At 73.5% G+C, this 14570-nt stretch carries 15 protein-coding genes; 10 read left to right on the top strand and 5 right to left on the bottom strand.

The genetic code is table 11. The features are described 5' to 3' along the window. Positions 1-639, bottom strand: a complete 639-nt coding sequence (locus EJF31_RS16845) for a DUF3000 domain-containing protein (protein ID WP_125038282.1) — start codon at positions 637-639, stop codon at positions 1-3. A 70-nt stretch (positions 640-709) separates the two neighbouring features. Between EJF31_RS16845 and hemE the strand changes: the two genes are divergently transcribed. Then, complete coding sequence (hemE, locus tag EJF31_RS16840; RefSeq protein ID WP_125038281.1) at positions 710-1759, top strand: uroporphyrinogen decarboxylase; 1050 nt, start codon at positions 710-712, stop codon at positions 1757-1759. Here the strand turns inward: hemE and EJF31_RS16835 are convergent. Genes EJF31_RS16835 through EJF31_RS16825 form a run of 3 tightly spaced genes read right to left on the bottom strand, consistent with a single transcriptional unit; the run spans position 1747 to position 4561 of the window. Then, on the bottom strand, positions 1747-2559 hold the full coding sequence (locus EJF31_RS16835) for an NYN domain-containing protein (protein WP_125038280.1): 813 nt from the start codon (positions 2557-2559) through the stop codon (positions 1747-1749). The two genes, hemE and EJF31_RS16835, sit on opposite strands and share 13 nt — an antisense overlap. Positions 2560-2600: 41 nt before the next feature. After that, positions 2601-3605 carry a DUF4349 domain-containing protein gene (locus EJF31_RS16830; protein WP_125038279.1) on the bottom strand — a complete coding sequence of 335 codons (1005 nt, stop codon included), beginning with the start codon at positions 3603-3605 and terminating at the stop codon, positions 2601-2603. A 41-nt stretch (positions 3606-3646) separates the two neighbouring features. Continuing rightward, on the bottom strand, positions 3647-4561 hold the full coding sequence (locus tag EJF31_RS16825) for a LysR family transcriptional regulator (RefSeq protein ID WP_125038278.1): 915 nt from the start codon (positions 4559-4561) through the stop codon (positions 3647-3649). Positions 4562-4774: 213 nt separating this feature from the next. Between EJF31_RS16825 and EJF31_RS16820 the strand changes: the two genes are divergently transcribed. The 9 genes from EJF31_RS16820 (at position 4775) to hemQ (ending at position 14141) form a co-directional block, all read left to right on the top strand. Further along, the gene (locus EJF31_RS16820; RefSeq protein WP_125038277.1) at positions 4775-6028 is read left to right on the top strand and encodes an SfnB family sulfur acquisition oxidoreductase; all 1254 of its coding nucleotides are present in this window, start codon (positions 4775-4777) and stop codon (positions 6026-6028) included. Positions 6029-6040: 12 nt separating this feature from the next. After that, positions 6041-7201: an LLM class flavin-dependent oxidoreductase gene (locus tag EJF31_RS16815; protein ID WP_125038276.1), complete on the top strand. Its 1161-nt coding sequence runs from the start codon at positions 6041-6043 to the stop codon at positions 7199-7201. After that, positions 7198-7710, top strand: coding sequence for an NADPH-dependent FMN reductase (locus EJF31_RS16810; RefSeq protein WP_125038275.1), 513 nt, complete (start codon positions 7198-7200; stop codon positions 7708-7710). Before EJF31_RS16815 ends, EJF31_RS16810 begins: the two co-directional genes overlap by 4 nt. Beyond that, the gene (locus EJF31_RS16805) at positions 7707-8231 is read left to right on the top strand and encodes a flavin reductase family protein (protein ID WP_125038274.1); all 525 of its coding nucleotides are present in this window, start codon (positions 7707-7709) and stop codon (positions 8229-8231) included. The genes EJF31_RS16810 and EJF31_RS16805 overlap by 4 nt, the downstream gene beginning before the upstream one ends. A 78-nt stretch (positions 8232-8309) precedes the next feature. Continuing rightward, entirely contained in the window at positions 8310-9752 is a 1443-nt protein-coding gene (gene hemG, locus EJF31_RS16800; protein WP_125038273.1) for a protoporphyrinogen oxidase, read from the top strand. A gap of 128 nt (positions 9753-9880) precedes the next feature. Next, positions 9881-10612, top strand: a complete 732-nt coding sequence (locus EJF31_RS16795; protein ID WP_125038272.1) for a hypothetical protein — start codon at positions 9881-9883, stop codon at positions 10610-10612. A gap of 89 nt (positions 10613-10701) precedes the next feature. After that, a complete protein-coding gene (locus EJF31_RS16790; protein WP_125038271.1) occupies positions 10702-12765 on the top strand; it encodes a sensor histidine kinase in 2064 nt (687 codons plus the stop codon). Continuing rightward, positions 12762-13412, top strand: coding sequence for a response regulator transcription factor (locus EJF31_RS16785; RefSeq protein ID WP_185736324.1), 651 nt, complete (start codon positions 12762-12764; stop codon positions 13410-13412). Before EJF31_RS16790 ends, EJF31_RS16785 begins: the two co-directional genes overlap by 4 nt. Positions 13413-13424: 12 nt before the next feature. Next, entirely contained in the window at positions 13425-14141 is a 717-nt protein-coding gene (hemQ, locus tag EJF31_RS16780; RefSeq protein ID WP_125038270.1) for a hydrogen peroxide-dependent heme synthase, read from the top strand. A 22-nt stretch (positions 14142-14163) separates the two neighbouring features. Here the strand turns inward: hemQ and msrB are convergent, their stop codons facing one another. Next, a complete protein-coding gene (msrB, locus tag EJF31_RS16775; RefSeq protein ID WP_125038269.1) occupies positions 14164-14565 on the bottom strand; it encodes a peptide-methionine (R)-S-oxide reductase MsrB in 402 nt (133 codons plus the stop codon). Positions 14566-14570: the final 5 nt, after the last annotated feature.

Genomic DNA, 14570 nt, shown 5'->3' with positions numbered 1-14570 from the left:
TCAGCGTACCGAGCCCCGCTGGCCGCGGCGGCTCGGCATCACCGCGACACCCTCGGGGACCGGCGGGAGCCCGACGGCGGTGCACAGCAGCTCGCCCCACGCCTCGACGTGCGGGCCCAGGTCGAGCGGGGTGCCGGGCGCGGCGGTGATCGGCACGACGGGGGTCCAGGAGGCGCGGATCTCGATCTGGGCGGTGCCGCCCTCGTCGGCCATGCCGCCGAAGCTCTCGGTGGCCACGCGGGTGACGGTGCCCGACGCGGCGAGGTACGTCGCCCCGTGGGCCTCCAGCGCCTCGGTCAGCCACGACCAGCCGACGCTGGCCAGCATCGGGTCGGTGATCAGGTCCAGCTCGATCTCGGCGCGGGCGTAGGCCACGCAGCGGAAGGTGCCCTCCCACGCGTCGTTGCCCGCGGGGTCGTGCAGCAGGATGATCCGGCCGGTGCCGACATCGGTGTCGTCGACGGTCACGTCGGCCGACAGCGCAGAGGCGAAGGGCGCGATCCGCTGGGGCGCCGGCATCTCCTCGCAGAAGACCTCGGGGCGCAGCCGGGCAGCATGCATGCTGGCCACGGCCTCCCGGAACTCCGGGGGGCTCGCGCCCGCACCCGTTCCGGGGTGCGTCTCCTGACGGACGACCATGCGCTCACAGTAGGCCCGTGCCACCCGACCGATGTGCGAACACGCCGCTTGACCTGCGAGGATTCGTCTCGTGGCAGCCACCGAAACGACCCGTCCCGACCTCTCCGGAAGTGCCTTCCTGCGGGCCGCCAGGGGTGAGCCGGTGCCGCACACCCCGGTGTGGTTCATGCGCCAGGCCGGCCGGTCGCTGCCGGAGTACCTCAAGGTCCGCGAGGGCACCGGGATGCTGGAGTCCTGCATGGACCCCGACCTCGTCGTCGAGATCACCCTGCAGCCCGTCCGCCGCTACGGCGTCGACGCGGCCATCTTCTTCTCCGACATCGTGCTGCCGCTCAAGGCCGTCGGCGTCGACCTGGACATCAAGCCCGGGGTCGGCCCCGTCGTGGCCCAGCCGGTGCGGACCCTCGCCGACGTCGAGGCCATCCCCGACCTGACCCCCGAGCACGTCCCGTTCATCAGCCAGGCGGTCCGGGGCCTGGTCGGCGAGCTCGGCAGCACCCCGCTGATCGGCTTCGCCGGCGCGCCGTTCACCGTGGCGTCGTACCTCGTCGAGGGCGGTCCGTCCAAGGAGCACGCGAAGACCAAGGCGATGATGTTCGGCGCCCCCGACGTGTGGGACGCGCTGATGCGCAAGATCTCCGGCATCTCCGCGGCCTACCTCGACGTCCAGGTGGCGGCCGGCGCCAGCGCCGTCCAGCTCTTCGACTCGTGGGCCGGCGCGCTCACCCCCGCCGACTACGCGGCCCACGTGATGCCGCACTCCGCACGGGTGCTGGCCGCGGCCGGCGAGCTCGGCGTCCCGCGGATCCACTTCGGTGTCGGCACCAGCAACCTGCTCACGCTCATGGGTGAGGCCGGCGCCGACGTCGTCGGCGTCGACTGGCGCACCCCGCTGGCGTCCGCGATCCCGCAGGTCGGCGACCGCGGCGTCCAGGGCAACCTCGACCCGACCCTGGTCTTCGCGCCGACCGACGTGATGACCGCGCGCGCCGCCGAGGTGATCGAGGCCGGCCGTGCGGCGAAGGGCCACATCTTCAACCTCGGCCACGGCGTCATCCCCAGCACCGACCCCGACCAGCTCAAGCGGCTGACGGAGTTCGTGCAGTCCTACCCGGTCTGAGGCTTCCCCGCGGCCTGCTTCTTCGCGGTCTTCTTCGCGGTTGCCCTCCGGTTGGTGGCCTTCCTGGCGGGGCGGGCCGACCTCAGCCGGATCCGCACCGGGTGGCCGGGCTCCTGCTCGACGTCGACGTAGTTCTGCGCGCGGGCGAGCTCCACGAGCTTCGGGAAGCCGTAGTTGCGGGAGTCGAACGACGGGTCGTTCTTGCTGATGTGGCTGCCGACCGCCGAGAGCGAGGTCCAGCCGTCGTCCTGCGAGGTCGAGCCGATGGCCGCGCGGATCAGCGGCTCGAGCGGCGGCAGGGGAGCCCCCGGCTCGTCGCCGTTGGTCTCGTCGTCGTGCGGCGCCGGCGGCTGTTGGCCGGACTGGGTGCCGAGCACCTCGAGGTAGATGAAGCGGTCGACGGCCGCCACGAGCGAGGCGGGGGTGCGCCGGCGACCCAGGCCGTAGACGGTCTTGCCGGCCTCGCGGAGCCGGGTCGCCAGCCGGGTGAAGTCGCTGTCGGAGGAGACGATCGCGAAGGCGTCGAGGTGGCCGGTGTAGAGCAGGTCCATCGCGTCGATGATCAGCGCCGAGTCCGTGGAGTTCTTGCCGGTCGTGTAGGCGAACTGCTGGACCGGCTGGATCGCGTGGCGGTGGAGCTCGTCCTTCCAGCGCACCAGCCCCTGGGTCGTCCAGTCGCCGTAGGCGCGCTTGACCGTCGGGACGCCGTACCGCGCGAGCTCCTCGAGGATCGCGGAGGCGTGGGTGGCGGAGGTGTTGTCGGCGTCGATGAGGACGGCGAGGCGGCTGCTGTCGGGCACGTCCGACAGCGTGGCAGGTCGGTGGCGGCGAGGGGTAGGGATCAGCCCTCGGTCGGTACGGCGAGGTCGGGGCCGCCGGGGTCGCCCGGGTGCCGGCGCCGGATCGTGCGCAGGACCGGCCAGGCCATCAGCCCCAGCAGGAGCAGCACGACGGTGAACGGCAGGGCCGCGCCGGCGGCGGTGGCGACGGCCACCGCGATCGCGGTCAGGCCGTGCCAGCCGGACTTGAGGCCGGGCACGAAGCCGGTGTGGTCCACGTGCTTCTTGTGCGCCGCGCCGACCGACGCCTTCTCGATGTCGACGGTGATCGTGGACTGGCTGGTCTGGTCGGCGAGGTAGGCCGCCCGCCGCTCGAGGGAGTCCAGGGTCGCCTGGCGACGGGAGAGCTGGCTCTCGATCAGCACGATGTCGCGGAGGTTCTGCGCCCGGGCGAGCAGGGTGGTGATCCGGGCGATCGAGGCGCGCTGGACCTTGAGCCGGCTGCGGGTGTCGATCACCTGGGTCGTCACGTCCTCGCTCTTGGCCGAGGCGTACTCCAGGTCGGCGACCCCCTTGAGGTCGGTCATCGCCTTCTCGAAGTCCGCCGACGGGATCCGGATCACCAGGTGCGACGTGGCCACGTGCCCGTCGTCGTCGGTGTCGGTCTGCTCGTCGCTGATCTCCCCGGCGTACTTGTCCACGACCTTCTGGACGTCGAAGCGGGCCGCGGCCACGTCCTTCGACGAGAGCGACACGGTGCCGGTCGAGATGAGGGCCTGCTGGGTGCCGTCGGGCGCGGGCTCGGCCGCCTGCTTCGCGGCGACGCCGTCGGCGCGGAAGGCGTCCGCGCCCGGCACGCCCGCGGAGTCGACCGCGCTGCCCCCGACCGCGGACCGGCCCATGGCCGGGGCGGGGGCGTCGGCCGCGCTGGTGTCGCCCGAGCCACCGCCCCCGCCCGCCGAGCACGCAGCCAGGGCGGGCGCGAGCCCGAGACCCAGGACGAGGGCGGCGGCCGTGGAGGGGACACGGCGGCGGATCGTCGGGCGGCGGGGAGCGGTGGTCGTCATGGGTCTGGGACGCAGCACGCAACCGCGCGGTTCCCGTGAGGTCAGCCGGCCTGCGCCTCCCGGTAGGCCCGCGCCCGGCTGACCAGGGCGGCCGCCATCGAGCGGACCGGCGCCGGGACGTGCTCGAGCCGTCGCTGGCGCAGCACGAGCGTGACCGCGGTCCGGTCGCCCGCGATGGGGCGGTGCGTGATGATCCCGGCACGCTGCAGCGGGTCGCCGAGCACGCTGTAGTCGGGCAGCACGGTCAGGCCCAGCCCCTCGGCCACCATCACCTTGCCCATCTCCGCGCCGTCGGTGGAGTACGTCGTCCCGGGCATGTCCGGCCCGAAGAGCCGGTGCGCGAAGCGGTGCATGACGTAGCCGGCGCGCATCGCCACGAACCGCTCCGCACGCAGGTCGTCGATGGTGACGGCCTCCTGCTCCGCCAGCGGGTGGTCGGCCGGCATCACGACGACGGGGCGGCCGTGCACCAGGTCGGTGCCGACCAGGCCGACCGGCGGGTCGTCCCCGGCCAGCACGTTGACCAGGCCGAGGTCCAGGGCACCCTCCGCCAGGCCCTGGTGGATCTCGCCCTGCTGCATGTTGAGGACCTCGACGGTGGTCCCGGAGTGCGCCTCCTGGAAGCCGCGCACGGCCGGCACCAGCAGGGTCGAGGTGGCCGCGTCCACGGTGCCGACCCGGACCAGCCGGCTGCCGGCGCTCTGGTCCCCGGCGGCGGTGCGCAGCCGGTCCACGGCCTCGAGCACCTCGACCATGTTCGGCAGCAGGTGCCGGCCCTGCCGGCTGATCCGGGCACCCGAGCGGCGCCGGTCGAGCAGGGTGACGCCGAGCTCGCGCTCGAGCTTGCTGACCGCCTCGCTCAGGGCGGGCTGCGAGATGTGCAGTCGCTCGCTGGCGCGGCGCAGCGACCCGTGCTGGGTCACGGCGGCGAAGTACTCGAGCTGTTCGATCCGCACAGGGATTCCTTCCGGTGGTTCTTGAGTCGACGTCATTGTCAAGTAATCTTGTAGAGATTGAGCAGATCCTAGTCGCAGGTGCCCCGCCGGGTGCAAGGCGGCGCCTATCGCCGGTTCGCCGGAATCTGACGCCTGATGACCCGTTTCGCTTTGCATCGGCGTCCAAAGTCAAGCAATCTAGTCAACATAAGAGTCCAACGAGGAGTGCACACCATGAGCACAACCCCCGCCCTGAGCCTGGTCGAGGACGTCGCCGGGCGACCGTCCGGCGACGCCGTCCCGGTGCTCACCGAGAGCGGCGCCGTCCTCGTGGCCGCGCAGCTCGCGGCCGAGCTGGCCGAGGGAGCGTCCGAGCGCGACGCCCAGCGCCGGCTCCCCGGCGCCGAGCTCGACGCGGTCACGGCCTCCGGCCTCCTCGCGATCACGGTGCCGAGCCGGTTCGGCGGCGCCGACCTCCCGGCCGAGACCGTGGCCGAGGTCTTCCGCATCCTGGCCTCGGGCGACCCGTCCCTGGCGCAGATCCCGCACAGCCACTTCGTCTACGTCAACGCGCTGCGCCACCAGGGCACGCCGGCCCAGCAGGGCTTCTTCTTCGGCGAGGTGCTGGCCGGCAAGCGGTTCGGCAACGCCCAGTCCGAGGTGGGCAGCAAGCACGTCCGCGACATCCGCACCACGCTGACCCGCAACGGCCGCGGCTGGCTGCTCAACGGCGTGAAGGGCTACAGCACCGGCGCGCTCTTCGCCGACTGGATCCCGGTCCTCGCGCACCTCGACACGCTGGTCGATCCCGGGCACGGCCCCCTGCACGTGGCGTGGGTCGAGCGCACCGCGCCGGGGGTCACCGTCGTCGACGACTGGGACGGCCTCGGTCAGCGCACCACCGCCTCCGGCACCGTCACGCTCGACGAGGTCGACGTGGCCGAGGCGCGGATCATGCCCTACCACCTCACCTTCGAGGGGCCGCAGACCTACGGCGCCTTCGCCCAGCTGCTGCACGCGGCGCTGGACGCGGGCATCGCACGGGCCGCGATCACCGAGGCCGCGCAGTTCGTCACCACCAAGAGCCGGCCCTACCCCGACGCCGGGGTGGACCGGGCCGCGGAGGACCCCCTGGTCGTGCACGCCTTCGGCCAGATGGAGCTCCAGGTCCGGGCCGCCGAGGCGCTGGTCCGCGAGGCCGGTCGCGCCGTCGACCGGGCCGACGCCGATCTCAACGAGGAGACCGCCGCGCAGGCCAGCCTCGCGGTCGCCGCGGCGCGTGCCTCCAGCACGCAGGCGTCGGTCGACGTGGCCAGCCGCCTCTTCGAGGTCGCGGGCACCCGCTCCGCGCTGGCCAGCCTCAACCTCGACCGGCACTGGCGCAACGCCCGCACCCACACGCTCCACGACCCGGCGGCGTGGAAGGTCCAGCACCTGGGCCGCTACGCCGTCGACGGCACCCTGCCGCCCAATCACGGACAGCTCTGAGAAAGGACTTTCATGGCCTCCCCCCTGAAGTTCCACTGGTTCCTGCCGACCAACGGCGGTGACGGCCGCCAGGTCGTCGGCGGCGGGCACGGCGTCGACGCGATCCCGTCCGGCCGTCCGGCCTCCGTGGCCTACCTCGGCCAGGTCGCGCGCGGGGCCGAGGACATGGGCTTCGACGCCGCCCTCACGCCGGCCGGCGCATGGTGCGAGGACGCCTGGCTCTCGACCGCGATGCTCAGCCAGGTCTCCGAGCGGCTGAAGTTCCTGGTGGCGTTCCGCCCCGGCCTGGTCTCGCCGTTCCTGGCCGCCCAGATGGCCGGCACCTTCCAGAACCTCACCGGGGGCCGGCTCCTGCTCAACGTCGTGACCGGCGGCGAGAGCCACGAGCAGCGGATGTTCGGCGACTTCCTCGACAAGGAGGAGCGCTACGAGCGCTGCGACGAGTTCCTCACCATCGTGCGCCGCCTGTGGGCGGGGGAGACCGTCGACTTCCAGGGCAAGCACCTGCAGGTCGAGAACGCCACCCTCGGCCAGATCCCCGACCCGAAGCCGGCGATCTACTTCGGCGGCTCGTCCCCGGCGGCCGGCAACGTGGCCGCCAGGCATGCGGACGTCTACCTGACGTGGGGCGAGCCGCCGGAGGCCGTGGCCGAGAAGGTGAAGTGGATCCGTCGCCTCGCCGAGGAGCAGGGCCGCGAGATCACCTTCGGCATCCGGATGCACACCATCACCCGCGACACCTCCGAGGAGGCGTGGGCCGAGGCCGACCGGCTGATCGCCGGCATCGACGACGAGGCCATCGCCAAGGTCCAGGCCGGGCTGAAGAAGTCCGAGTCCGAGGGCCAGCGCCGGATGCTCGACCTCAACGGCGGCAGCAAGGACGACCTCGAGATCTATCCCAACGTCTGGGCCGGGGTCGGCCTGGTCCGCGGCGGCGCCGGCACCGCCCTGGTGGGCAGCCACCAGGAGGTCGCCGACCGGATCGAGGAGTACCACTCCGTCGGCATCGACGAGTTCGTGCTCTCGGCCTACCCGCACCTCGAGGGCGCCTACTGGTTCGGCGAGGGCGTGCTGCCGATCCTGGCCCAGCGCGGCCTCTGGGAGCACCCGCACCCGACCGCCGTCAACGCCCAGGTGCCGTTCGCGGCCGAGGGCCGGAAGGCCGCCTCGTGAGCGGCACCCGGCGCGTCGCGGTCGTCGTGGGCAACCCGAAGCCGGAGTCCCGGACGCTGGCCGCGGCCACCTACGTCGCCCGCGAGCTGACCGGGCAGGACCCCGACCTCGTCGTGGACCTGGCCGTCCTCGGGACCGCCCTGCTCGACTGGACCGACCCGACCGTGGCCGGTCTCGTCGAGGAGGTCGGCGATGCCGACCTCGTGGTGGTCGCCTCGCCGACGTACAAGGCGACCTACACGGGGCTCCTGAAGCTCTTCCTGGACCGGTTCGCGACCGACGGGCTGTCGGGCGTCGCCGTGCCGCTGATGCTCGGCGCCGGCCCGGCGCACGCGCTGGCCCCGGAGCTGACGCTCCGGCCGGTGCTCACCGAGATCGGCGCCCTCGTGGTGACGCCCGGGCTCTACGTCCTCGACGCCGCCCACGACGACCCCACGACGTACGCCGCGTGGCTGGACCGCGTCCGGCCGGCCGTCCGCCACCTCCACCCGACAGGAGCGAACGCATGACACTGAGCCCCATTCTTTCGGCCCAGCTCACCACCAACCAGGACATCGACCCGAAGCGGCTCCGCGAGGCGTTCGGGGTGTTCCCCAGCGGTGTGGTGGCCGCGGCGGCCGAGGTCGACGGTCAGCTCGTCGGTCTCGCCGCCAGCTCCTTCACCTCCGTCAGCCTCGAGCCGGCACTCGTGTCGTTCTCCGTGGCCCGGACGTCGCGGACCTGGCCGACCCTGCGGCGGGCCGGCCACCTCGGCCTCACCGTGCTGGCCGACCACCACGGCGGCGTCTGCCGCCAGCTCGCCGGAGACGTCGAGCACCGCTTCGACGGCCTCGAGGTCACCGTCACCGAGGACGGCGCCGTGACGCTCGACGACGGGCTCGCGATGTTCGACTGCTCGCTCTACCGCGAGGTCGAGGCCGGGGACCACGTGATCGTGATCCTCCAGCTGCACGCCGTCGAGCACGCCGACACCTCGCTGCCGCTGGTCTTCCACCGCAGCGCCTTCGGCCGGATGGCCGACAGCGCCTGACCCGGGCCGACCGGCCCCCCTGACTCCCGGTCCCAGCCGTGTGCACCCGCGGCTGGGCCCGGGGCTTAACCTGACGTCGTGGATCCCGCCCCCGACCGCGCCCCGGACCGGGCACGCAGGGTCGTCGTGGTGGGCGGCGGCATCGCCGGCCTCACGGCCGCCCACGACCTGGCCGCCCGCGGGAGCGACGTACTCCTCCTGGAGGGCTCGCCCGAGGTCGGCGGCAAGCTCTGCCGGGGCCCCGTCGCCGGCGTGACCGTCGACGTCGGCGCCGAGGCGATGCTCAACCGGCGCCCCGAGGGCGTGGCCCTGGCCGGGTCGCTCGGCCTGACCGTCGTCCACCCGACCGCGGCCGCCTCGACCATCTGGACCCGCGGCGCGCTGCGGCCGCTGCCGCGCTCGCTGATGGGCGTGCCGCTCGACCTGGCCCAGCTGGCCGCCTCCGGCGTGCTGTCGGACGAGGGCCTGGCCCGGGTCCGGCAGGAGCCCACCCTGCCGCCCACCCGGATCGACGGCGACGTCTCCGTCGGCGACCTCGTGGCCGCGCGGCTCGGCGACGAGGTCGTCGACCGGCTGGTGGAGCCGCTGCTGGGCGGCGTGTACGCCGGCCACGCCCGCGAGCTCTCCGCCCGCGCCACCGTGCCGCAGCTGGTCGCGATGCTCGAGCGCGGCTCCCTGCTCGAGTCCGCCGCGGCCCTCCCGACCTCCGACGTCCCGGTGTTCGCCGGCCTGGCCGGCGGGATGGCCGGGCTCGCCGACGCCCTCGTCGACGGCACCTTCACCGTCCGCACCGGGGCGACCGTGCGGGAGCTGCGCCGGGTCTCGGCAGGCTCGACCGCCGCGGCAGGCTCGACCACCGAAAGCCGGTTCGCGCTGACCGTGGGCTCCGCCGCGGATCCGGAGCTCGTCGAGGCCGACGCGGTCGTGCTCGCCACCCCCGCGGCGCCGACCGCCCGGTTGCTGGCCGACCTCGTGCCGGCGGCGTCCGCCGAGCTCGCCGCGATCGACTCCGCCTCGATGGCCGTGGTGACCCTGGCCTTCCGCGCCGCCGACGTGCTCGCTGCCCTCGGCGAGACCACCTCCGGCTTCCTGGTCCCGCCGGTCGAGGGGCGCCGGATCAAGGCCTCGACGTTCTCCTTCGCCAAGTGGGGCTGGGTCCGCGACGCCGGCCGCGGCGCCCTCGACGGCGAGGACCTGCTGCTCCTGCGCACCTCCCTGGGCCGGCACCGCGAGGAGGTCGCCCTCCAGGCCACCGACGACGAGCTCGTCGCCTCCTCCCTGGCCGACCTCGCCGACGCCACCGGCCTCGCCGCCCGCCCCGTCGACACCCACGTGCAGCGCTGGGGCGGCGGCCTGCCGCAGTACGCCGTCGGCCACCTCGACCGGGTCGCCCGGATCCGCCTGGCCGTCGCCGAGGTCCCCGGCCTGGCCGTCTGCGGCGCGGCGTACGACGGCGTGGGCATCCCCGCCGTCATCGCCTCCGCCCACCGTGCCGTCGAGTCGGCGCTGCTGCAGGCCTGAGACCCCTCGAGTCGGCGCAACTGCCGGGACGGCGATCCGCCGACCTTGCCCCGTTGTCCCTGTCGGTCGGGACATCCGGCCCGGCACCGTCAGGTCATCGAACACCTGACCTGAAGGGAAGCACCGCCATGAGCACCTCCGTCACGACCCACAACCCGGTCCGCTCCGACCTGCTCGAGAGCCACCCGGTCCGCACCCGGCCGGCCAGCCGCACCTCCCGGGCCTGGGCCGTCGCCGGCATCGGCTCGGCGGTCGCCGGGATCGGCACGATCGTCACCTCGTCGATGGTCGACGTGGTCTACCGGCCCGAGTTCAACGGCACGACCGACGGCGTGACCGCGGCCCTGACCGACAAGGCGCCGGTCATGTTCGCCTTCCACTCGATCACGGTGATCGGTGCGCTGCTCATGGTCGTCTTCGCCGCCGGCCTGTTCCGCCGGCTGCGCTCGGTCCTGCCGGACGGCCTCGCCCCGACCGTCGCGTTCAGCGGCCTGCTCGGCACCGCGGTCGTCTCCGTCCTGGGCAGCGGCCTGGACACCGAGTTCATGATGGGCATGAGCCAGTCGGACGTGCAGATCCCGGACAGCAGCGCGTCCTTCTACAACAACTGGATCGGCACGATCCCGTGGGTGTGGGTGCTCGCCGGCCTCGCCGGCCTGGCCCTGTTCACGGCGTACCGCCAGGGCGTCGTCCCGCGCTGGATCGGCCTCGTCGGCCTCGTGCTCGGCGGCCTCACGGTCCTGCTCGGCGTCTCGCCGCTGGAGTACATGGCCGGCGTGACCGGCGCGCTCTGGCTGCTCGCCACCTCGATCGGGTTCCTCGTCGGTGACCGTCAGCACCGTGCAGCGGCGGCTCGCTGATCCCCCAGTCCGACGCAATGTCCGACACGACGCGGGACCAATCTGCCGGTCCGGCCCTCTCGGGGCCGGACCGGCATCACAATGTGCCGGTGGATGTCAGGGGAGGTCTCCGTCGGCACGGCAGCGTCCTCGTGCTGCCCCTGCTGACCGGGGCCGGCCTGGTCACCACCGTCGCCCTCGACCTGGGCACGCCGGCGACGGGGCCCGGCGTCGAGCTCGCCCCCGGCTACGGCTGGGGGTACGCCGTGCTCGGCCTCCTGCTCGCGGTCCTGGCCACCGTCATCCTGCTGCGCGACGTGCGCCAGCGCTGGGGGTGGACCCTGGCCTGGCTGGGCGTCTTCTGGGTGCTGGACGCGCTCGCGCAGTCCTACGTCCGGTACGGCGTCCGCCCGGGCTCGGCGCTGGCGGGGGAGAACCTCGCCCTGTGGTTCCTCAACCGGGTCGGCGCGTTCCTGCCGGTGACCGTGGCCGCGCTCCTGATGATCTTCCCCAGCGGACGCTTCGTCGCCGGCTGGTGGGGGCGGGTGTCCCGCGCGGCCCTCGCCCTGATGGTGCTGGCGGCGCTGGTCGTCCTGGTCGCCCCCTCCGGGGTGCGCGCCCCCGACGTTGCGCTGCCGCCCGGCGTGGACCTCGACCTGTGGACCGTGCCGCTCCCGCCGGGAGTCGCCGACCGGTCCACGGCCGTCGGCGTCGCCGTCACCGTCGCGGGCCTGCTGGTCGCGATGGCCTCGGTCGTCGTACGGCACCGCCGCTCCCGCGGCCTCGAGCGCGATCAGATGCGCTGGCTGCTGTGGTCCGTGGTCGCGATGGCGATCGTGGTCGGTCTGGGCCTCCTCTCCGACCTGCGGGCCGTGCAGGACCTGGTCGTCTTCCTCGTCGCCGCCCTGCCCGCGGTCGCGATGACCGTCGCGATCGTCCACCCCGGCGTGGTGCCGGTCGAGGAGCTGGTCGGCCGCACCCTGGTCTACGGCCTGCTCTCGCTCGTGCTCGTCGGCACCGACCTCGTGGTCCTGGCCCTGCTGACCGCGGCCCTCGGCGACACCCTCGGCCAGCGGCAGGTCGTGCTCACCGTGCTGCTCCTGACCGCCGCCCTCTACGGACCACTGCGCCAACGCCTGTCCCGCGGCGTGCGACGGCTGATGCTCGGCGACCGCGCCGACCCCTACGACGCCGTCGCCGGCCTGGCCTCCACGCTCGAGACCGCCGACGAGGGCGCCGGCCAGCTCGCCGCCGTCGCTCGCGCCGTCGCGTCGGCGTTCGGCGTCGGCTACGTCTCCGTCGAGGTGGACCGCAGTGGCGGCGAGCGCCTCACCGCGACGTACGGCGAGCCGCCGGCCGAGACCCGCACGCTGCCCATCACCTACCGCGACGCACCGGTGGGCCGCCTCGTCCTGCCTGCTCGCGGGCTGCGCAGCCGACTCTCCCGCCGCGACGAGCAGCTGCTGGGCGACCTCGTCCGGCAGGCGGCCACCGCGGCTCGCGCCAGCCGGATGGCCGACGAGCTGCAGGACAGCCGCGAACGCCTCGTCGTCGCCCGCGAGGAGGAGCGCCGCCGGATCCGCCGCGACCTGCACGACGGTCTCGGTCCGGCGCTGTCCGGGGTGGTGTTCCGGGTCGAGTCCGCGCGGCTGCTGGTCGACCGCGACCCCGAGGCCGCGAAGGGCCACCTCGCCGCGACCAGCGACCACGTCAAGGAGGTCGTGGCCGACGTGCGGCGGCTGGTCCACGAGCTCCGCCCGCCGGCCCTGGACGACCGCGGCCTGGTCGGCGCCCTCGGGCAGCTCGCCGAGGGTCTGGGCGTCCCGGTCCAGATCGACTCCGAGGTCGACGGGTCGGTCGGCACCCTGCCCGCGGCCGTCGAGGTCGCGGCCTACCGGATCGCCGCGGAGGCGCTGACCAACGTGGTCCGGCACGCCGGGGCCACCCGGGCGCGGGTCGGGCTCGCCCTCGAGGACGGCCACCTGGTCGTCGAGGTCGCCGACGACGGGCGCGGCATCCCGGCCGAGGCCCAGGCCGGCGTGGGCCTGGTCGGCCTGCGTGAGCGGGCCGCCGAGCTGGGTGGCCGCAGTGAAGTCACGTGTCCGCCCCGGGGTGGCACGACCGTCCGCGCGTGGCTGCCCACGCGTCGTACCGACGTGGGGGAGCCCGTATGACCCAAAACATCCGCGTCGTCGTCGCCGACGACCACCAGATCGTCCGCGACGGGCTCGTCGCGCTGCTCGGCGCCCTCGACGGCACCGAGGTCGTCGGGACCGCCGCCGACGGCCGCGACGTCCTGCACGTCGTCGCGGAGGTGGCCCCCGACGTGGTCGTCATGGACATCCAGATGCCCGAGCTCGACGGCATCGAGGCGACCCGGCGCGTCACCGCGCGGCACCCGGGCGTCCGGGTCGTGATGCTGACGATGAACGAGGACGACGACACCGTCCTCAGCGCGATCCGTGCCGGCGCCAGCGGCTACCTGCTCAAGGGGTCGGGGGCCGAGGAGGTGCACGGCGCGATCCGGGCCGCGCACGCGGGCGGCATGGTCTTCGGGGCCAGCCTCGCCGGGCGGGTGGCCGGGCTGTTCGCGGGGCGCCGGGAGCCGGAGCAGGTGGCGTTCCCGGACCTCACCGACCGCGAGCGCAGCGTGCTCGAGCTGCTCGCCGCCGGCCGCTCCAACGACGCCATCGCCCGCGAGCTCTACGTCTCCTCCAAGACCGTGCGCAACGCCGTCTCGTCGATCTACACGAAGCTGCACGCCGCCGGTCGTGCCGAGGCGATCATCAAGGCGCGGGAGGCGGGCTTCGGCCGCTCATGAGCGGGCGGCACAATGGGGGGCATGACCAGCAAGGCAGCCAAGGTTCGCGAGATCAACGACTCCATCCGCTACACGATGTGGTCGGTGTTCCGGCTGGAGCAGGTCTTCGGTGACCTCGGTGACGCCGACCGCACCGCCGAGGGCGCCGAGGTCGAGAAGCTCCTCGCCGAGCTCGCCGAGGCCGACGTCGTCACCCGTGGCCTCTACGACGTCGCCGGCCTGCGCGCCGACGCCGACGTCATGGTCTGGTGGCACGCCAGCACCTCCGAGGAGCTCCAGGACGCCTACCACCGCTTCCGTCGTACGGCGTTCGGCCGGCGCCTCGCGCCCGTCTGGTCGCAGATGGCGCTGCACCGCCCGGCGGAGTTCAACAAGAGCCACGTCCCGGCGTTCCTCAGCGACGAGGAGCCCAAGCGGCACGTCAGCGTCTACCCGTTCGTGCGGTCCTACGAGTGGTACCTCCTCGAGGAGTCCGAGCGCCGCACCATGCTCGCCGACCACGGCAAGATGGCCCGCGACTACCCCGACGTCCGCGCCAACACCGTCGCCAGCTTCTCGCTCGGCGACTACGAGTGGATCCTGGCCTTCGAGGCCGACGACCTCTACCGCATCGTCGACCTGATGCGGCACCTCCGCGGCTCCGAGGCGCGCCGGCACGTCCGCGAGGAGGTGCCGTTCTACACCGGCGCCCGGGTCGAGGTCGGCGAGCTGGTGGGTCGGCTGCCGTAGGGGACCCGAGCGGCGGGCTGGCTCAGGAGTCCGCGGGCTTGAGCGTCAGGCTCACCGAGTTGATGCAGTAGCGGTCGCCGGTGGGCGTGCCGTAGCCGTCGGGGAAGACGTGGCCGAGGTGCGAGCCGCAGTTGGCGCAGCGGACCTCGACGCGCTTCATGCCGTGGGAGGTGTCCTCGATGTACTCCACCGTGTCGGTCATCGGCTGGTAGAACGACGGCCACCCGCAGCCGGAGTGGAACTTCGTGTCCGACTCGAACAGCGTGGCCTGGCAGGCCTTGCAGGCATAGACGCCCTTGGTCTCGGTGTCGGTGTACTCCCCGGTGAACGCGCGCTCCGTGCCGGCCTTGCGCAGCACGGCGTACTCCTCCGGCGAGAGCTCGGCGCGCCACTGCTCGTCGGTCTTCTCCACGTTGTAGCCCATGGCCG

Source organism: Nocardioides sp. LS1 (genome assembly GCF_003865225.1).
In the GTDB taxonomy this organism is placed as follows: Bacteria; Actinomycetota; Actinomycetes; order Propionibacteriales; family Nocardioidaceae; genus Nocardioides; species Nocardioides ginsengisegetis.
Note: the sequence above shows the minus strand (reverse complement) of the source record. Positions and strands in the feature narration are given on the sequence as shown.